Genomic DNA, 18,802 nt, shown 5'->3' on the forward strand with positions numbered 1-18,802 from the left:
CTACAGATTTAACGGACTTGTATTCGTTTTCTCTATCTGTTCATTCATGTAATTGACTGCTGCGCGACCAATAGCTTCTTTTTCTACTTCAACTGTTACATTAAACGTTTGCGTGCCATTGCTGTTCGTAGTCATTTGACCGCTCTGGATAGCTGCAATGATTGCTTGCGCCAATCCATCATAGTTTGTACCACCATCAAATTTAGCACTAGCAGTATTTTTACTAAATGATCCACTTGCAGTGGAACCTGAATCAGCACTCTTCAATACATCGGGCATAGATAAATCAAATCCCATATAATCTAGTGCCTCATTCATTCTGTCAAATGCTAGTTGAGGTTTAGATAGAGGAATAACCATTTCAGGATTATTTCCCTCCGCGATCTGATACAAGCCAAACTGCTCGATCAAACCACCATTAGAAAAGCCAGTAAATCCATTGATAAAATCAACAACCATGTTCACTACAGCGGTTTTGGCGGTAGATACAACACCACTGACGATTGAGGTGATTGGCTCAAAGAGACCCGTAAAACTTACAAATTTATCCATTGCCATATCGACTAATACTCCAGGATTAGAAATGACATTCCAAATATCAGAAGCAACACCTTTTGCTTTATCAAATCCATTTTTGAAAAAGTTTTTAAATGTATCAAATACCCCACCAGCATAATTAGGCAATACTTTTGCTGATAAGTCACCTGGTAAAACTTGGGTCCCTTTTGGCAAATTGACCATAAGGTTTTTCTTACGAGGAAACGCACCAACTTGTCCATTAGGCAAACGATACATTTCTTGCCAGTTAGAGCCTTGACCATCATTGACTACTGCAGGACCTCCCGGATGATAGTTAGTGCCTTTAGCATAAAAATGAGGAGCATCCCAAGTCGGAACTCGCCAATCAGAACCTACTGCACTAAGCACCCAATTGACTCCACCGATCACACCATTTACAGCTCCAGCGATTGGATTGATCAGTGCGTTACCGATGCCTTTAGCTATCACTACAATTGTATCAATAAAAGCTTCAAAGCCACTTGTAATGATTTTCCAAGTACCGCTAAATATGTCTTTAACTCCATCTAAAGCTGTTTCAAAATCACCAGAAAAAATGCCAGTGAATACTTTTATCAAACCTGTAATAATTTTGAATGCACCATCAAAAACACCTTTTATAAGATCCCATCCAACTTTTACAATACCCACAACTACATCAAAAATATTTTTGAATTGATTACCAAACATTTCAAGCCAAGGTTTGATAATGCTCCAAATTAGATCAAGAGCTGCTTTAAACACACCATAAATAACATTCCAAACATTTTTAACAGCTGTGATAAATTGTTCTCCATACTTATCCCAAAAATCTTTTATTTTCTGCATAGCAGCTTGGAAAGCATTGACGACCTCATCTAGAGCTGGTTTGATATATTCGTTGTATATTTTTTCAGCAAAATTCTTAATATCTCCTAGTAAGTTGTTAATAAATGTCCTGAATGGCTCGCAGTTTTTATAAGCGAGGACAAAAGCAGCAACAACCGCTGCGATTGCTACAACCACTGGACCGCCTAACAATCCAACTAAACTAGAAAGCCCATATTGTACAAGTGTAAAAAGCCCTGAGAGAGATTTAATTGATGTAATAATATTGAACACACCAGAAACAAATCCAGCAATCCCACTTAGCATACTTGCCCCACCGATTATTGTGGCAAACGCTCCTAAAGTAAGGACAAAATTTGAAAAACCTTCTGCATGTTCAGAAATCCATTGACCAATACTGGACAGTGCATCTCCTACTGCGTTCAAGACATCAACAACAATCCCACCAGTCCATTCTGCTAAAGGTTTTAAAAAGCTATTCCATAGAAACTCTGCAGCTGGTTTCAGACCTTCTATAACTCCATTGATTAAGTCAATGGCTCCTGCTAAAGCATTTAAGAATGCTGGAATTAAATCCTCAATTGTAAAACTAGCTAAAGGCAATAGAACATTCTTGTAAAACCACTCTAAACCATCACCAATGTTCTTTGTTAGTGGTTCAATTGATTTTAATAGACCGTCAATTGATGACAACAACGGAGTGAAATCAAGTGTTCTTGCCCAATCAGCAGTTGCTTTAGTAATATTGTTGATATTACCCAAAATGCCATCAACCATTTTGAGAATCGTTTTAAAGATCGATTCTCCTTTACCACCTTCATTCCAAGCCTTTTTAAACTGGTTTGCGAGGTTGCCAATAATATTGTTTATGTTGGTGAATATCTCAAGGATATTAGCGGCTATACTTTGGCCTAATCCATTATCATTCCATGCATCACGAAAAGCAGTGGCTATTGCATGAAGTAATTCAAGGATCGCATTAAACATGTCAAAAAACGATTGAATTAGTGCAGTGCCTCGTCCATTGTCTTCCCATGCTCGTCTAAAGGCTCCTGCTATATCACCTATAATGTTTAGTACATCGGCTAATAAGATGAGTAGATTCTCAACAAATCGTTGACCTGTTCCGTTGGTCCATACATCCATAAATGATCGGCCAATTGCTTGAATTAATCCGATGACTTCTGATAAGGCATACTTAAACGCATCAATCACTTTCTTACCTTGCGCGTCCCAAGCTTGCTTAATAGGATCAAACAACTTAGATAAAACATCTTGGAATTTTTTAGCAAAATCTGTTAACCATTTTGGGGTATCGGGAATTGCTGCACTACCAAAGTTAGCCCACGGAGAAGAACCTCCTGTGTTCTTTGGTTTCTTAGGTATCTCTTGTGGTTCGAATTCTTCTTTCTCAAACTCGTTAGTATCCAACCCAAGAACATTGATCTCATCAAAACCCATTAAAGCTCGCTTAAGTTTCTCAGCTGCTTTACGCGCTTTTTCTGACTTGTCATGTTGTTTTTTCATTTCTTTGTTAGACTCGCGGATTGAGTCAGCCATCTCATCGTAATCATCTGATGCATCACTAGCTGCTCCACCTGTATCATTTAATGCTTGTGTAGCATCCATCAACCCTTGTGCTCCGCCAAATGCAGAGCCAATATCTACACCAAACAATGTAGATATAAATCCTGCAATATAACCTGTAACAGTGGCTAAAGCGCTCATAAGAGCATTTAATGCTGGTAATATCGCCTGATAGATTGGATAAAATGCAGTTAGTAAATTTACTTTGATTTGATTTAAGGATGATGAAAACTGTGCATTTGTACTAAGAGCACCAAATAAACCTTTGCTCAATAAACTAAGTCCCTTGTAGATCAATCCAAAAACAAAAACTTGTTTGACAATACTTGTGAGACGTCTACTAAAACCACCTAAAGAGTTGGACATTTGATTCGTACTGCCACTTACAGAGCTAGATTGCCGTCTGAAGATATTCCCTAAATTACCAACCGAATTACTGATGGCACCCTTCATCCGGTTGAATACTCCTTCTGTTTTCTTAACATTACCTGAAAGGTTATTCATGCCATTAGTGGCCATCTTACTCTTTGAGCTTACCTTGCCCAATTCAGTGTTGACACTTCCTAAGGCAGACTTTAAAGCGGTCGCTCGATCTTCAAATTGAGCGTAGCTTTGTTGCAATCGATCATTTTCAGCAATCATTTTATCCATTTTTGCAGATTGTTTTTCAATCGCTTCCGCAGTCTTAGCAGATGATTTCGTGCCTTTAACACCAGTCTGCTTCCAAGTACCTGTTTCAAAGTTACCTGTAGGCTGGACCTGTGATTTCATCTCTTGATTTAAGGCTTTCACTTTAGCACGCATCTTTTCAATCTGTGCTTCGTTTGCCTCCATCTTAGTAGAAATAGCAGAAAGAGAAGAAGGGATAGCATCGTATTCTCGTTTTAATCCTCTGACGATACTCTGAGCTTCTGTCTGAGACTTATTCATGGCTATTTGTGCTTTAGCTATTTGTTCATCAAATCTTGATGTAGCTTTTCCATCACCGCTAATCTTTGCACCGGAACGATCGGATTGAAGATTGGCAAGTCTTTTTTGGGCTGCCTGAGCTTGCTGCATCTTGATGTTAATCTTTGCAACAGCGTCCTCGACATCCTTCGTCATTTTAGTTGAGCCTTTAGAAACCCCACTAGCTAAAGAGTCACCAACCTTAGTGCCATTGCTTTTGGCAGTCTGTTCCATTTTCGAAAATGTCTTTTCAAGGTTCTGATTTAACTTCTCAATATTTTGATTAAACTTTGAAAAACCTGCATCAGAAGAAAGGTTTTTCTCAACTCCGCCCACACCTTCTGCAGATGATCGTTGGATACGGCCCATTAAACCGTCGAGTTTTCCAGTGAACTGATTCAGTTTTTCCTCAAATGGTGTAATGTCGCCATCTAAGACTACCTCTAAACGATCAAGTTCCATACGCTATCCCCCTTCCTCCGACTTGGCTTTTCTTTCTTTTGTATCTTTGATCATTGCGGCACGTTCCATCATTCGAGCCTTCATAATGCGCCAATCCTGTTGTTTTGGAGCTTTATCCTCTTCTGTGGTACTCACTTGATCAAAGTTGTAATAATCATCAAATTTAGGCATTTTCTTAGGATCATTAAAAGCATACGCATTTAATTGAGTCGCTTTATAATCGAGATAAGCCTGTTCTTCAAGTTCGCGTTTCCTGATTTTTCCATTCGCCTCAGCTTGTATGATGATTTCTTCGTATGTCATTGACCAAAAACGATCAGCAGAGATTCCAGCTTCAACCGCTTTTGGATACATGGCATACAAGAGTTCTGTTATTGTTTGATACTCATCTACACCAGACTCTCTTCTTTCTCCCCATCTTGTTTCTCGCTGCTTTCGTCCTCGCTCTCGAAAAAACCAGCTGCTTCCATTAGATTTTGAATAATTTCAAATAGTTTAGTTTGTGTTCCACCACTTGCAATATATTCATCGTACAAACCAGGCATATCTGCTTTCTTGATTCCGTGAATCGTATTTGCTTCATGCAAAATTGTAAGAATTTCTCCTAAACGTGGCATTCTCATTCCGCCTGAACCACTAACCATGATTCCCAAAAGAGATGATCGTAATTCTTTCTCAATATTGATAATTGTCGATCCATCCAAGACCAAGTCTAATGTTTTGCTTCCAAATTCTACTTTCATTGGTTTCATATATTTATTTCCTCCTATTATTCAGGGAGTACAAATTTCGCTAACTCTCCTGTTTCGTCTTTGTAATTCATTCTTAAGGGAACTTCGCTAAGTGTGGTAAAAGATATCTCATTGCTTTCCCCACTAATGTTTCTAATTTTGACTAGATAATCCGTTGTACTCATCAAACCAGTCAATAAGCACGGTGAAAACTGTTGCGTCTCTTTAACAACATCATTTACTAATATATCCCCATAATCGCCATCCCATGTCAATAAAACCGTGCTTTGAGTGACTCTGTAAAACATGAGATTGCGGGGAGGCTTAGGGTTTTGCGTCTGTGAAATCAGGACCACTTGAAACAGTAACGGATAATGTGAATTGGTACGCGCCATTTACTTCTGCACCGCCCATTTTTACTGTAACTCCACCTTTAAAAGTACAAGTTGAACCATCTGGATAGGTGATTTGGAAGTCCGCTTCTTTATCAGATAGTTGTACAGCTTGTAGCTTTTTGAAGATAGCATTCTCATATAAGAAAGTGAATTCTAATGAGTCCATATCCTGAATCCCTTTAATATATTTCTTTGTAGCATCTGTCAAAACAGTAACATCCACTTGTTCAGGATCTCCACCAATTTCAGGAACTGATTGTAATCCTGGTAAATCTTCGTAAGTTGCTCCAGTTGATTTCATGCCCAATTTAGTATCTTTTGATAAAAGACCGCCGAACATTTGGATGTCCATTTTAAGTAATTGTTTTTTCATGGTTTACTTCCTCCTATTTATTGGTAAACAAATAGCGTCTGATTATCAACAATCCCTCGGAAAGTCAATATCACACGCTTAAGTGCATCTGTATTTGCGTCATCAGTAGCAGTATTTTTAAACCCAATTGCTTTCATACTGTCAATGACTTTTTGTTGTATGTCTGATAATGATTTTGAGTGATACAAATCAATCTTGATTGTCCACTCTGTTAACAATTCATTTTTTGATAAGTCTGTTTTATTAGGCTTTGCTTTTGTAGAGTATATGGCTGCAGGCATTTTAGTCCAATCCTTTGGATAATCAGCCGAAACTAACTTAAGCTCAGTAACTGATTTCAGGCTAGTCACAACATCAGGTTTAATGTTATATCGTGTCATAGTTTTCTCAGTCCTTTTTGCACATGATCCTTGTAGATTTCAGGGGTGTTCTCCTCTACTTCTTTAACTGATGGATACAGCCAAGGACGTGCAGGTTGCCCGCTCGTGACGAAGAAATCCTTTTCTTGTATCGTCACTTTGGGAATGCCGTAAACAGCTTCTAAGTCTACCGCTACAAGATCAGCAGGAATAAACCAACGTTCCTGAGAATAAACCGGATTAACTCCTTCAGGTAAATCTTTAGGCGATGCTTCCCCGACAGGACCAGTCCCAAACTCACGGAATAGCATTTGCTGTTTATCGGACCAAACACGCCCAACAACTTTACCTTGACTGTCAATGACAACTTCATGCTTGATTGAGCCAGAGCCTTCACCTGATGAGTGTTTTGCCGATGATTGGACCTTACTAGCTCCTCTTGATGCAATTTCTTCTACAATCTCAAACGTAGCATCCCATACCACTTCTTCGATAACCTTAGGCGCCGCTTTGATTTTAGCTTTAAGACTATCTAATCCCTTTATTTCAACTTTCATTTTGTTCCCTCATTTCTAAAGTCACATTCAGATGAGTTGAAAAAGGCTGAATTGACTTGATAAAAAAGTCTGGTTCTTCTGTTGATTTTACATATAAGCATATGCCGTCATTTTCATTTTGCTTTGGCTTGATCAACTCACCTTGATACTTACATGATTTAATATAAGGTAAACGTTCGCCGTATATTGCCGCTGCCACTTGGCCACCAGCTGATTGTACATTCATGGTCAATTCAATTGATTCGTCTGAAAAAGTAACATTATCATTTCCTTCGTCATCTTCTTCAATGACTCGCTTTTTTAAATATACTGTTGTGAGGTCATGTTTTCTTAATCTCATTTTAACGACCTCACAGAGGCAATTCTATAGCGATTGAGCTTAGTTCTAATCTTTAAAGGGATTCCTGTTTCAAAGGTTTGCGAGACACCACCCTCAGTTCTTGATGTTTCACCTTCATTCCCTTCCTGATTGAACCTAATCATGTATAAATCCTTAACGGATGAGCTCATATTACCGATCAAAGTATCACGATTGCAATAATCAAGACAATCCACCAAAGCATCTTCTAGATCATCAGCTAAGACTAGCTTGTCATTGTTTTCGGTAATATTAAATTTCCGCTCTAGTTGCTCTTGTAGCTTATCTAGAGCGGTTCTATTTGTTTGATTCATAAGCTTCACTCCATCTTATTCTTTTGCATCTCCAGCTGCTTCAGGTTGTTCTTCTTCTGCAGCAGATTCCGCATCTTCTTTTTTGCTCTTCTTATTTCCGGTTTTCTTTTTCTTGTCGGACTCTACTTCTGATGTTTTATTATCTTCTTCTGGATTAAGTTCTACTTCATCCTTAAAATCATCTGGTAAATCAATTAGCTTAATGCCGATTGCATTATTTTCTGTTCCTAATTCTTTGATACGTTTTTCATCAGCGTTGGAGGTTTCGTGCGGATAAGATTCTCCTCTATGATAGAGACGGTCGTTGTCTTTCGAATCGTAGAAATCACATAATACTTTATATTGTCCCATTTATCCTATACCTCCTTATGCTTTAGCCACAGCATCAATAATCCCGACTTTTTCCATGTTTTCAAATGTAGGTAAGGATAACATAGTCACTTTCGTTTCTACTTGGACTGGATCAGCTTTCTTCATGCTAGTAACAGCAACTCCAGTATCAACAATAGAAACTTCCGCCCCTGTATTTCCAGTCATTAAATCAGATTCTTCTGGAGTAGTAGCAAATGCAGTCGTACCTAATTGAGTACCTGGTAACAAGGCAAACTTATTATCTGGTACAAATTTAGTTGCCACACCATCTTCGTTTTCGTACATTTGATCATAGATAGCAATTTTAAGTTTCAATTTATTTTGAACAAATGCCAAAACATCTTCATTTGTAACAATAACTTGCCCATTACCAAATACTGAAATGGATTTATTGATTCTTTCGTTTGCAACAATATAGTTAAATGTAGTTAGATTTGTTACAGCACGAGTTGGTCGCTCGCCAGTATCAAGTTGGACCTTATCTAACATTTTTGAAATATCTTCAATAGGATTTGCATTTTTAGTATCTGACCAAGAGACTTTTGCGTTAGCCATATGATCTTGGTTAAACTCGTAATCAAGTTCATACTTCTGTCCATTTCCTTCGATTGTCGCCTGTCCAGTCATTAAAAGTTGCATACGCATAATTTCACGGGAAACTCGTGCTCCATTGATCAAATTTACATTGTCATCAAAAATTTTATTCAAAATTGTATCGATCATTACCGTATTACCGCTAGCTAGTACTAAATTCAATTTTTGACGTAGTTCTTCATCAATATAGAGAGATTCTTTAAAGAAGCCCAATTTAGTAAGAACTGTGTCAAATTCTTTCCGACCACGTGGAATCGCTGGAGCATCTAGTCCGGATGGTTTCAGCATTTTCGGAGCGCCTGTGCCTCCTTTGGCCCATTTAATCTCTGTACCTAACTGTTTAACACTTGGAAATAATTCTTCTCCAAGAAATGGAGGTTGAAACTTTTGTTTTGTTTCCCAATATGCTGCCGTTTCTGGCGCAGTTACTAAATCGTAAATTGATGTAGCAAATAATTGTAAGTTCATTTTTAATTTTTTAGTTTTCATTTTTTCTCCTCCTATAAGTTACGTTTGACAAAAGTTACTTTTCCATCTAAAGCAGCTTTAGCAGCAGCGGATACCGTCAATCCATCTTCTAAACGGTTTTCGTTTACAAAACCAAATACAAGAACAGTTCCATTTGCAGTTCCGTCTGATACATCAACATCATGCAATAATACTCCTTGTGCTTTTTCATCATTTGAAACTACTAGCACCGCTTGTTCGTCTGCATAAAAATTATTATCACCACCAACAGGAGTTCCTGCTGGAATGATCTTGCGTCCATTAGAAGCTGCCACACCAGTATCTCCGATTTGTCCACCGAAAGACTGAAATAGTGTTGCATTCGCTAAAATTTGCTTAGTGTTTTTACCTTTTGTTACTACTGATCCCATTTTCATGATAAGTTTCCTCCTAATTTTTTAAAAATAACTGCTCTCTGTTTTTGATGGTGTATTTTGTTCTGCCAATCGTTTCCCTGTATCTCCTGCCTTAATTTCTGAATTAGGTTGACCATATGCAGGCGTTTCAGCAGAGCGCGCCAATCGAAGATTTACAGCTGATTCAACCGACTCCCGGAAAGACTTTGAAATTGCATCATAGGTAGAGTTAAGAATATCTTCTCCTTGACCAAATAATGGTTGGAGTGCGCTTGCCAAAGTATCCGGTAATTTATCTGCTGAGAGCTTTTTGATAATAGCTGCCTCATCTTTTTCACGCTGAACTTCTTGCCTTTCTTTTTCCAAGCTAGTCCGTTGTTCTTCAATTTCAGCTTTAGCTAATTCCTCAGCAGTCATTTTACCTTTTCTTTCTGCTGCCTCTAGTTTTTCTTTAGTCTCTTTATCCCAATTACTCCGTGCTGTAGAAAGTGATTTCTCCATCTTTTTATCAAACCAAGAATCTAACTCAGATTGACTGGCAAATTTGATCTCTCCTTCAGGTGGTGTTCCTCCATCAGGATTGTCTCCTCCACCGTCCCCAGCACCTCCATTAGCAAATAATTGGATATTCATCTTTAACAAAGTGCCTTTACATTTACTATCAATAAATTTCTTCATAATTGTTCTCCTCACCCGCGCACATTCTGAATGCATAATAAAAAAGCATCCCATAAACACTACTAGCCCATACACGATGCTTACTGCTTTTATTATTCAATTTAGAATCCACACACGATTTATTTTTTCGCTTAATTTATATAGCCCCAAGCAAGAATGGGCTTTTAATTTGTTTTCTTTAGTTGTACTATTTTATTTTTCTGTTTTTGGATCTCTTCGTCTGAGTACATCTTTTTCAGTTTTTGCATCCAATCACTGTATGTCTCTTGTTGCTGGATAGTTATTGTTTTTCCACCTATAGGATCATTCGCAACCCTTGTTCCTGACAATGTACGTTTACCAAAGTATGCAACAGCGATTGTCCTACACCACGGATGGAAAGGTGGATACGTGCCCTCTTTACCGTTGACCACTGCCTCTGAAACTAAATATATTTTGTGATCTTTATCCTGACATATTTTAGAGGTACGTAAATCCAGCACAGCGACAAGCATATACTGCTCAACGCCCCTATCTTGCCAAGCTTTGAGTTTTGCCTGATTGGCCATATAATTAGCCTCGGTCCTAATCAAACGCCTAGCAACACCAATAGAGCGGTCAAACTCGCTTGCTATAGTCTTAGCCATTTCAAACTCAGACATTCCCGTCATAGATTCAACAGTAAATAATTCCTCTAACCTTTTGGCTAATGCATCTGTATCACCCCATATCCTTTCAGAATAGTTTGATCCCAACCAATGACTATCAAGAATATTTTTAGTATATCTTGTAGATAGCTCATTAAATTGATAATCCTTTTTATTCCAAACCTCTATGATTACACCATTCTTTGCGTTTTGTTGAGCTTGACGAATAATAGACTCAGCAGTAGCCTCTCTATAAGACTCATGGATTGTATCAATGTAAAACTCTGTTGATTTATCCAATTGGACATTAGCAATTTGTTTGGATACTAAAAAAGACTTAGCTTTTAAGTCCTCAGCTCGTGTAATTCGTTCTTTAAAAGCTAAGGAGGTTAATTTTTTCTTAGCTTCTTGTTGCAATAGCGGATCATCAATTTTATTGGATAACTGTTTTAACTCAGTTAGTTCACTGATTGTTGAGCGCTCATTTAGGATTTCTTTTGCTTCTTCTGCTGTCAAACATGTTCGTTGTCTGGATCGGTCAAACAACTTCCTGACTTTGCGAGTCAAATAGACTTGAGCTTGCCGATAAGCAGATACTACTGTCTCCTCTAAAGCTTTTGCTCCATCATTAACTCTTTTTTCGGCTGCGATATTACGTTGTTGCCAGTAGTTTAATTCCGTTTGTTTCTTTTTACGAGCCATTTAATCAGCTCCTACTCTCTATCTTTTCTTAAAACTGAGAAGTGATTTCATCAGCCTTAAGGACACCAGCTGTAATTCTACTAAAATCAATTACTGGTTCTTCAACAACATTAATAATTTCTACATAATCAGGATATTCTTTTGCAATTTCGACCAAGTTCATATGCAGTACAGTCACTATATACTGAGAGTCTTTAATACTACCTAATTGGACTGTATCGTCGCCGTCTAATGCTGCATCGTGTTGCTCTATCAATACATTAGTCACAGCTGTGTAAAGAGCAGATACACCAGCACAAACAATATCTTGACCATTTGGAGCGTAGTTTGCATGACCTTTAACAGAGTAGCTTACAAACTGATTGCTCCGCTTTTTAAACGTTGCAGTAATCATAATTAATCAATCTCACTTTCTATGACTATTCTTTGTTTATAAAAGATAAATCAACAGCTATGGTAGCCAACAAATAAAGAGCTGCATACTCAAAATTGACATATTTATAAAGGGCTACCGTTAAAACAAGGAGAAAACTTATTCTTTTAAGTCTTTCATTTTTCATCATCTACTTCCTCCTCTGGTTCATCGTCTAAATCGCTGTGGCTGTCTTCTGCCTGTACCCCAATTGCTTTAGCATTCATTTTCATAGTTTCTTCTTTTTGAGCATTAAGCATCTCAATGAGTTCCTCTGGGTTGTCAACATCATCCAGCCAGCCTAGACTAATCAGCAACGGAATAAACTCTTGTGACTCTTTAATTTGTTCGATTACATCTTTCCTGTTAAATGGTAAGTTAACCTTAAACTTTACAACAATTCCTTCTGAATCAACATTTTGACCTTTTACATTCAAAATGTTTTCGATGAGTTTTAAACGTCTGATGACACCATCTTCAAAATAGCCAGTTTTTACTGACAGAGCTAATAGTAAACCTAATAACTTGAATTTCATTGCCTCTCCGCTAATATTCCCAGCAAAGTTTTCGTCATTCAAATTTGGAACATAACTTGTTTTATGAAAGTCATCTAAGAGTGAATCTGCCAAAACCTGAACCTCTGACTCTTGGAAAGTATTAGTTACAAACTCAGCATTTGCGCCTGCTTCTTTAGCTGGTGCATTAATTACTAAACTACCGTTAACTTCATTTGGTTTTTCTTCGGGTAGACTAAACCCGTATAGGATCATTAATGCTTTGACAAAGTTCCGCTTGTCTTTTATTCGATCTGTTTGCAACATATTTATGGCATCTATTTGAGAAAGTTGTTGTTCATAATCTCCTTGCTTCTCTTCGTTGTTTCTGAATTCAACAACTGGAACATCCCCGTAGAAGTTTTCTTTCACTTTTGGAGGTTCCATTAATTGCTCCTGGATCAATTTTTTACTCTTTGACTTATAAGTAATTGTCCACATCGGGGTATAGATAGTGTGTTCCCAATATTTTTCACGTTTTAGATTCTGCTTTTCTCTCGGCCTAATTGCAAAGAGCGGATTTCTTTCGACAGTATCATCAACAACTAAAATCATTCCCCGTGGATCTATTGACGAGACTTTAGGTATTGTTTCCTTTGTTTTAGGATTTACACTTAGATAATGTAACTCGTAGCCAATCCCCATACTTGATAAATCTTTCTCTACTTCCATATCATGTTTAGCTATTTTCATTTTTGTTAATGCATCTGTAAATGGTTTAATTTGACCATCTTTTGGTGCTACATATGATATAGGATTACCGACAGTAAAACCAGTCATCATGTCAGTTACATATCTTGCATTATTAACATTTATCTCATCATTATCATGAGTAGCACTTGTTGCCTGTTCATTTATCTTATGTGGTTTTCCATCATAATAATCAAAAAGCATCTGCAGTCTCGGAATTTCCTTTTCATGCTCTTCAATACAATAATTAATTACATCATAGCTTGGATTATTAATGTCTCCAGCTAATTCACGATCAATAGCAATTGCCATAATTTACCTCCTTTACATCCAACTTGGTCTGCTTGTTACTGTTGCAACACGTCTTGGTGGTTCGTAAAATGCTAACACTGCTGCATCAGCAACGTCAGGACTGCCGATCCCGCGCTTTTTCATGTCTTCTTTACTTTCTAGGCGTATCTTTCCGGTACTGGTCATTTTAAATTTTCTTGTGCTTAATTCCTTGATCAGAGTAGGATTATCAAGCAAAGCAATTTCTGGACTCGTTCCATTAACAGAATTAGAGATGTTCTTTTCTAGCAGCTCTTTGAGATTCCCCCACAACTGAGTACCTTTATTTGCATAATAATCATCATCAGATGACTCCCCATTATTAACGGGGATAACATCAAACGGAAGCTTTTCATCTTCGATCACTTCTCTCAATCGGTCAGTTACGCCACCACCGACACCAGTGTCATCCACTTTAATTAATATTTTTTTCAAATGTGGATACTGAACTAGCATCTCTTTAGCTTTTTTAATTACCTTTCCTGTTGTCTGCATGGTGTCTTGCTTATTGTATTTAGAGAACTTCAATGCTTGAGAACCAACTCTAGGGAAGATGATTGTTGAATCATCACCAAAGCGGGCCACATCGACTCCAATGTGTCCTTCTCTACATGATTCAATTACGGAATTGGGAATTTTTATTTCTTTCGCAAACTCAACAATTTCAAGACTTATAAATGAGTCAAGCGCACCTTTCGGAAAGTCTCCAAATATCCGAACTCGTACAACATCACTATCTTCACCATATTTCTTCAAAATCATTTCGATATTGTCTTTGTTGGTACGTTTGCTGTCATAGCTAGAAACTTTGTGACAACGATACTGTTCTCTATCTGAGTTGTGTGACTCGTAAAACACACCTTCGATATTATTCGGATTACCGCACATTAAGAGTTTATTATCAAATCCTGATAACGTTCCTAGAATTGCCTCCATGATCAAATCAGAGACCCCAGAAGCTTCATCAACTACGATAAGCATGTGATCCTCGTGAAACCCTTGCATATTTTCGGGTTTAGTTGCAGTCCTTGCCGTAGCAAACCAACGCTCGGAATCACCGACCATATAGACCTTTGTCTTGGTCCACTTAAGTAAATTCTTAACTAAACTGTTGTTTAACCACTTTGCAACCTCTGCCCACAAAACATCATAGAGTTGCTTCATGGTGGGTGCTGTTGCAATTACTTTTGCATATGGTCTACAAGTGAGGAACCAGATAATGGCACCTGCTTCCAATGCTGTTTTACCAACACCTTGACCTGATCTAACAGAGACTTTAGGAAATTCGGCTAAATCATTTAGAACATTCTCTTGCCATTCATCAGGATCTAAAAATAGAATGTCTTGGCAAAAAGCAACGGGTTTATCATAGTAATAATCAATGGCTGCACCGATGTCAGTAAAAGGAATAAACTCACTACCCATTGTCTTTCACCACCCGTTTATTTGCAGCATCAATAACAGCTTTCTTCCAATCTTCCACTTCATCTGTGGTAGATGCACCGCCGATTTCATTTGTTTCAGCTTTGAGTTTCTTCTCTTGAGCGATGTATACACCTTTTCTTGTCTTGTCCATATCGATATCACTAAGCTGCTTGATCGCTTTAGTCAGTGAGTTATTGACTCGTGTCAGAGCATCTTCAATTCTTAGGATCAATTCAATCTTAGGCGTTTCTTTTACACGTTTTTCGGTGATGATCAACTCAGGATTATTTATTGCAACTTGCTTTCCTTTTGACTCAACAATTTTCTTTCTCCCTCTCAGTTCATATAAGAGGTTTTGCTCTCTGGTGTTCAAATCTTTTTCAGCTTCAGCAATTCTTTTCAGCATACGTGATTGCCTAATTCTCAAAAGGTTAATTTCTTTTTGGAGAACCAAAAAAGGATCTACTTCGAGTTGAAGTAAATCCTTTTCCTCATCATCTAAATAGTCACTATACAAACTTTCAAACTCTCCAGTAGTAACGGCATTTTTATTTCCAACTGGCGGTGCTGCCTCACTATTTCCTTTGTTGCCTTTAGCATTTTGATTGCCTAAAGGAGCGCCACCTCTATTCTTAGTACTCCCTTTATTATTCGGAGTACTCCGTTCATCTGTTTGGAGTACTCCGTTCATTTTATTATTCCATCGATCTTTTGATTTCCATCCGGATATCGTTTTTTCAGGAACATCTAAAATTTCAGCGATCTTTCTATTTGCAATATTTCCAGCATTTTCTTTAAATAGTTCAAATGCTTTATCTCTACGTGGATCTCTTTTTCTAGCCATGCATATCACACCACCTCGCTATCATTTCAGTTGAGTTTCGTTTTAGCTTATAAGATGTTATCTAAGGCGTTTTAATCATCCAAAGCATAATTGTTCAATCTGATTACCAAAACCTCTAATTTGTTTGTTTTTTTGCGAATTCAGCTATCATTTTCTTTCAACAGAAAGCCTTCTTCATTTAAACCTTTAAGAGTTGCTAATTCCATTTTTTTGATTTCTATTCACTTAATTTTCTTCAGCATAAAAATAAAGTGGCAACATATCGTTGGCCACTCTAAAATCTGTATCGTTTCTCTGTTTTGGACTTTCAAGAAATTGCTTTGGCCTTCTAAAATAAGTAAAAAAGCGATCTTGATCAATAACTTCGCAATCTATGTCTTTTTTTGTGTATTGCTTTCGATTCCATTTCAATTCAACTTTAGCAATCATTCTTTTTCCTCGTTTTCTAATACCCAATCAATAAGCTCGGCAATTACAACCGCTTCTGCTGAATGAACAATATGAAAAGGATGGTCAACTGGATACTGATTCATTAATACTATTTTATGATTTTCTCTTTGTTTCATCTCAAATAAAAGGTCTTCGCTTTTCATCAAATATCGTCCCTTCATTACTCTATTTCTATAAACCTATAAGATGTATGTCTTGGTCTTTTTAATAAAACAATCTACTAATTTAGTCTTTTACCCTAATTAGTAGATTGTTTCTTTTTTCGGCTCAGTCGTTGATTCGAACAACATCTCCAGATTATCAATCTGGCGCACTACCATTGTGCTAGCGCCTCACCTATTTTTTAACAACCTACACGATACTCCGTCAGTATCACCGCTTCCACCTCGTCAGGCTCTAACCCTACCACATCCTCGGTTGCTATTTGTGGGGGCATACGTCCCGCTGTTTAATGGGTCAGATACTAAAAGCCAAGGGCAATTTAGTCCTCCCAATTGCTAAGGTGTGGATTTGCACCACACATGATCAGATTAATTTTTTATCAGGGATTCTTCAGGAATTAGCCTACGTTCTAGTTCCTTATCTGATCTTTCCCGCAATACGTCTACCTATTCCGTCACTTAGCATTTGCCACTGACAAGGAATCAAACCTTGCACTATAAGTTTCACTATCCGAGATAATGCCCTTAGCGTTTCTCATTTCGCCACAGTGACAATACAGGACTAACCAAACTGCCTGTATCTGGAACGTCTCCCTAGTTTTTCTTAACATCCAGTAGATGCCGGATGCTGCCTACAACTCAAAGTTGCAGAGCATTGGTCCTGTGTAAAACACCCACAGGCAAGCTTTGTTCGTTTCAATCAACTAACACATGATGCCGTGTTTACCGTTTTTATTGATATAATGCCAATACCAAAACCAATTCATTTTATTACCTCCTTTTACATAGCTTTTATGTAATACACCCACAGGCAAGAATGCGTAAACCTTTTGAGGAGATGTTACACCATCCTTTTATAATTTTTTTGTTGTTAGCCTGTGAGTGCTTATAAAACTACCTACAGCAATAATCACCGTCTTTTAAAATAGGGAAGATAGCTGTGTAATTGTTTGCTGTAGGTAAATTTTGCAAACTTTTGATAATACTATTATATTACGTTTTTTCAATAGGGTCTGTGGCTTCTTTGTGGCTTTTTGACCTTAAAATCACATATTTTTCTTTAAATTCCACTTTCCCTAGTATTTTACTGTGTTTTCTTCTTATATGATCATAGGTATACCCTAATTCACTGGCGATTTCTTTTAGAGTCAATCCTTCTACATATTTCATTCTAATGATGTGCTGTTCAATACCTCTGAACGAATGAATAACTTTCTTCAAATCATATAGATTATTCATGTTCAAAGCTAAATCATATTCAAGAGATTCGATGATATCTTCTAATTTACTGGCTTTTGACTCTTTAACAAGAGAGTATTTACCAAGATCATTAGAATCTTTCCAACGTTTAAGCTCATTTTTATAGGTACCTAGCTCCCAATCGAGCACAGCTATTTTCTGTTCCCATTCCTGGTATTTACTCAACCATTCGTACAAATCATTACTCCTCTCTTCCTTTTTCTTTCCAGTAAAGCAAACTGCATAAAGTCTTTACCCATTTGACCAGTTCTTCTAAATTTGTTTGCAGACCTATACCCAATAATAAGATTACATATATCAAGGCTCTAAGCTCATAGCCAAATGACATGTGGACTATTGCTGAGATAAACAGTAGAACCATTAAAATTGCTTCCCAATGCTTATATATTTTTCTGATCATTCATTTCCCTCTCTTTCTAACTTCCTGCCACACATCGGGCAATAATTAATTGGTACCGCTACTGCTCCATAGTCATTATGCAGAAATAGTTTAGCTTCTGATGTAACATAAACCTTTACTGTGTCCACGAGTTCCTCGCTATCATCGAACTCAATCAATAAATCATTATCGATAAAACTTGTACCTTGGCAATACTGACACATCCTCACCCCTCCAATCCTCCGCCAACTGTGCTGTTAGTTGGTGGGTTTCATAAATACAATCCAATGAGTTTTAGCTCTTTTGTTACCGTATAAGGGTTCGCAGTCAATCACTTTTAGAATTTCTGATAGTTTAATTTGATCTTCATTCCACTTGAAGACTAGCGTTCCGTTAGGCTTAAGAACTCTCATACATTCATCAAATCCCTGTTTGATATCGCTTGGCCAAGTTGATTCATCAAGCTTTCCGTATTTCTTGGCCAACCAACTATTTTCGCCTGCTTTTACTAAATGCGGTGGATCAAATACCACATGATAAAATCTATTATCCTCAAATGGCATCTGTCTAAAGTCTGCTATCACATCAGGTTCAACCTTTAACGCTCGACCATCACAGAGAGTGTCATCAAGTTGTCGGTTATCCATGTACAGGACATCTTTATTCTGTTTGTCGTACCAAAACATTCGGCTGCCACAACAGGCATCTAGTATTTTCTTAGTCACAGATATCACCATCCATCCTCACTGCAACCGTCCTCTTGCCTTTATCACGTTTCAAATTACTAGGTGTTGCCCAAAACTCAATCGTTGATTGCTTAACGTTTAGTTGATTTGCACATTCCTGTTTAGTGCCTACAGCGACAAGGTCATCGCCTTTATAAACTGCGTATTCCATAATAATCACAAAGGAGTAAAAAGCTTTTTGCGTCCGGACAAATCTCCTACTCCTCCCTTTTAGTTTATATATCCCACGGATCATAGTCGGGATCA

At 37.6% G+C, this 18,802-nt stretch carries 26 protein-coding genes; all 26 read right to left on the bottom strand.

Translation table 11 applies throughout. From position 1 onward, the window contains the following. Positions 1-4,383, bottom strand: a complete 4,383-nt coding sequence (locus tag CC204_RS07065; protein WP_088269537.1) for a hypothetical protein — start codon at positions 4,381-4,383, stop codon at positions 1-3. A 3-nt stretch (positions 4,384-4,386) separates the two neighbouring features. Then, the gene (locus CC204_RS07070; RefSeq protein ID WP_088269538.1) at positions 4,387-4,737 is read right to left on the bottom strand and encodes a hypothetical protein; all 351 of its coding nucleotides are present in this window, start codon (positions 4,735-4,737) and stop codon (positions 4,387-4,389) included. A 35-nt stretch (positions 4,738-4,772) separates the two neighbouring features. Further along, positions 4,773-5,135 carry a DUF6096 family protein gene (locus tag CC204_RS07075; RefSeq protein WP_088269539.1) on the bottom strand — a complete coding sequence of 121 codons (363 nt, stop codon included), beginning with the start codon at positions 5,133-5,135 and terminating at the stop codon, positions 4,773-4,775. A gap of 17 nt (positions 5,136-5,152) precedes the next feature. Further along, positions 5,153-5,389 carry a hypothetical protein gene (locus CC204_RS21125; protein ID WP_162288329.1) on the bottom strand — a complete coding sequence of 79 codons (237 nt, stop codon included), beginning with the start codon at positions 5,387-5,389 and terminating at the stop codon, positions 5,153-5,155. Positions 5,390-5,438: 49 nt separating this feature from the next. Beyond that, positions 5,439-5,882, bottom strand: a complete 444-nt coding sequence (locus CC204_RS07080) for a phage tail tube protein (RefSeq protein WP_088269540.1) — start codon at positions 5,880-5,882, stop codon at positions 5,439-5,441. 17 nt (positions 5,883-5,899) lie between these two features. Next, positions 5,900-6,262 (bottom strand): hypothetical protein, encoded by a 363-nt coding sequence (locus tag CC204_RS07085; protein WP_088269541.1) that lies wholly within the window; start codon positions 6,260-6,262, stop codon positions 5,900-5,902. Then, a complete protein-coding gene (locus CC204_RS07090; RefSeq protein ID WP_088269542.1) occupies positions 6,259-6,798 on the bottom strand; it encodes a hypothetical protein in 540 nt (179 codons plus the stop codon). Before CC204_RS07090 ends, CC204_RS07085 begins: the two co-directional genes overlap by 4 nt. Next, positions 6,788-7,138 (bottom strand): hypothetical protein, encoded by a 351-nt coding sequence (locus tag CC204_RS07095; RefSeq protein WP_088269543.1) that lies wholly within the window; start codon positions 7,136-7,138, stop codon positions 6,788-6,790. The genes CC204_RS07090 and CC204_RS07095 overlap by 11 nt, the downstream gene beginning before the upstream one ends. Then, entirely contained in the window at positions 7,135-7,470 is a 336-nt protein-coding gene (locus tag CC204_RS07100) for a phage head-tail connector protein (protein WP_088269544.1), read from the bottom strand. The genes CC204_RS07095 and CC204_RS07100 overlap by 4 nt, the downstream gene beginning before the upstream one ends. Before the next feature lie 15 nt (positions 7,471-7,485). After that, positions 7,486-7,821: a hypothetical protein gene (locus CC204_RS07105; RefSeq protein ID WP_088269545.1), complete on the bottom strand. Its 336-nt coding sequence runs from the start codon at positions 7,819-7,821 to the stop codon at positions 7,486-7,488. Positions 7,822-7,836: 15 nt separating this feature from the next. Continuing rightward, positions 7,837-8,925: a major capsid protein gene (locus tag CC204_RS07110; protein WP_088269546.1), complete on the bottom strand. Its 1,089-nt coding sequence runs from the start codon at positions 8,923-8,925 to the stop codon at positions 7,837-7,839. A gap of 11 nt (positions 8,926-8,936) precedes the next feature. Continuing rightward, the gene (locus CC204_RS07115) at positions 8,937-9,320 is read right to left on the bottom strand and encodes a hypothetical protein (RefSeq protein ID WP_227011240.1); all 384 of its coding nucleotides are present in this window, start codon (positions 9,318-9,320) and stop codon (positions 8,937-8,939) included. A gap of 21 nt (positions 9,321-9,341) precedes the next feature. Then, a complete protein-coding gene (locus CC204_RS07120) occupies positions 9,342-9,977 on the bottom strand; it encodes a DUF4355 domain-containing protein (protein ID WP_157894250.1) in 636 nt (211 codons plus the stop codon). Positions 9,978-10,141: 164 nt separating this feature from the next. After that, complete coding sequence (locus CC204_RS07125; RefSeq protein WP_088269549.1) at positions 10,142-11,305, bottom strand: minor capsid protein; 1,164 nt, start codon at positions 11,303-11,305, stop codon at positions 10,142-10,144. A 28-nt stretch (positions 11,306-11,333) separates the two neighbouring features. Further along, positions 11,334-11,699, bottom strand: coding sequence for a ribosomal-processing cysteine protease Prp (locus CC204_RS07130; RefSeq protein WP_088269550.1), 366 nt, complete (start codon positions 11,697-11,699; stop codon positions 11,334-11,336). Positions 11,700-11,724: 25 nt separating this feature from the next. Further along, a complete protein-coding gene (locus CC204_RS21130) occupies positions 11,725-11,865 on the bottom strand; it encodes a hypothetical protein (RefSeq protein ID WP_157894251.1) in 141 nt (46 codons plus the stop codon). Then, complete coding sequence (locus CC204_RS07135; protein WP_088269551.1) at positions 11,855-13,273, bottom strand: phage portal protein; 1,419 nt, start codon at positions 13,271-13,273, stop codon at positions 11,855-11,857. The genes CC204_RS21130 and CC204_RS07135 overlap by 11 nt, the downstream gene beginning before the upstream one ends. 12 nt (positions 13,274-13,285) lie before the next feature. Next, the gene (locus tag CC204_RS07140; protein ID WP_088269552.1) at positions 13,286-14,716 is read right to left on the bottom strand and encodes a DEAD/DEAH box helicase family protein; all 1,431 of its coding nucleotides are present in this window, start codon (positions 14,714-14,716) and stop codon (positions 13,286-13,288) included. After that, the gene (gene terS, locus CC204_RS07145) at positions 14,709-15,560 is read right to left on the bottom strand and encodes a phage terminase small subunit (RefSeq protein ID WP_088269553.1); all 852 of its coding nucleotides are present in this window, start codon (positions 15,558-15,560) and stop codon (positions 14,709-14,711) included. The genes CC204_RS07140 and terS overlap by 8 nt, the downstream gene beginning before the upstream one ends. A 225-nt stretch (positions 15,561-15,785) precedes the next feature. After that, on the bottom strand, positions 15,786-15,989 hold the full coding sequence (locus CC204_RS07150) for a hypothetical protein (RefSeq protein WP_088269554.1): 204 nt from the start codon (positions 15,987-15,989) through the stop codon (positions 15,786-15,788). Then, positions 15,986-16,153 carry a hypothetical protein gene (locus tag CC204_RS21135; protein ID WP_157894252.1) on the bottom strand — a complete coding sequence of 56 codons (168 nt, stop codon included), beginning with the start codon at positions 16,151-16,153 and terminating at the stop codon, positions 15,986-15,988. The genes CC204_RS07150 and CC204_RS21135 overlap by 4 nt, the downstream gene beginning before the upstream one ends. A 1,011-nt stretch (positions 16,154-17,164) precedes the next feature. Then, positions 17,165-17,608: a sigma factor-like helix-turn-helix DNA-binding protein gene (locus CC204_RS07155; protein WP_088269555.1), complete on the bottom strand. Its 444-nt coding sequence runs from the start codon at positions 17,606-17,608 to the stop codon at positions 17,165-17,167. 4 nt (positions 17,609-17,612) lie between these two features. After that, entirely contained in the window at positions 17,613-17,831 is a 219-nt protein-coding gene (locus CC204_RS07160; RefSeq protein WP_088269556.1) for a hypothetical protein, read from the bottom strand. Next, positions 17,828-18,034 (bottom strand): hypothetical protein, encoded by a 207-nt coding sequence (locus CC204_RS07165; RefSeq protein ID WP_088269557.1) that lies wholly within the window; start codon positions 18,032-18,034, stop codon positions 17,828-17,830. The genes CC204_RS07160 and CC204_RS07165 overlap by 4 nt, the downstream gene beginning before the upstream one ends. Before the next feature lie 33 nt (positions 18,035-18,067). Then, on the bottom strand, positions 18,068-18,496 hold the full coding sequence (locus tag CC204_RS07170; RefSeq protein ID WP_227011260.1) for a class I SAM-dependent methyltransferase: 429 nt from the start codon (positions 18,494-18,496) through the stop codon (positions 18,068-18,070). A 31-nt stretch (positions 18,497-18,527) separates the two neighbouring features. Continuing rightward, positions 18,528-18,707 carry a hypothetical protein gene (locus CC204_RS07175; protein ID WP_088271677.1) on the bottom strand — a complete coding sequence of 60 codons (180 nt, stop codon included), beginning with the start codon at positions 18,705-18,707 and terminating at the stop codon, positions 18,528-18,530. Positions 18,708-18,802: the final 95 nt, after the last annotated feature.

It is taken from the genome of Enterococcus wangshanyuanii, assembly GCF_002197645.1.
In the GTDB taxonomy this organism is placed as follows: domain Bacteria; phylum Bacillota; class Bacilli; order Lactobacillales; family Enterococcaceae; genus Enterococcus_L; species Enterococcus_L wangshanyuanii.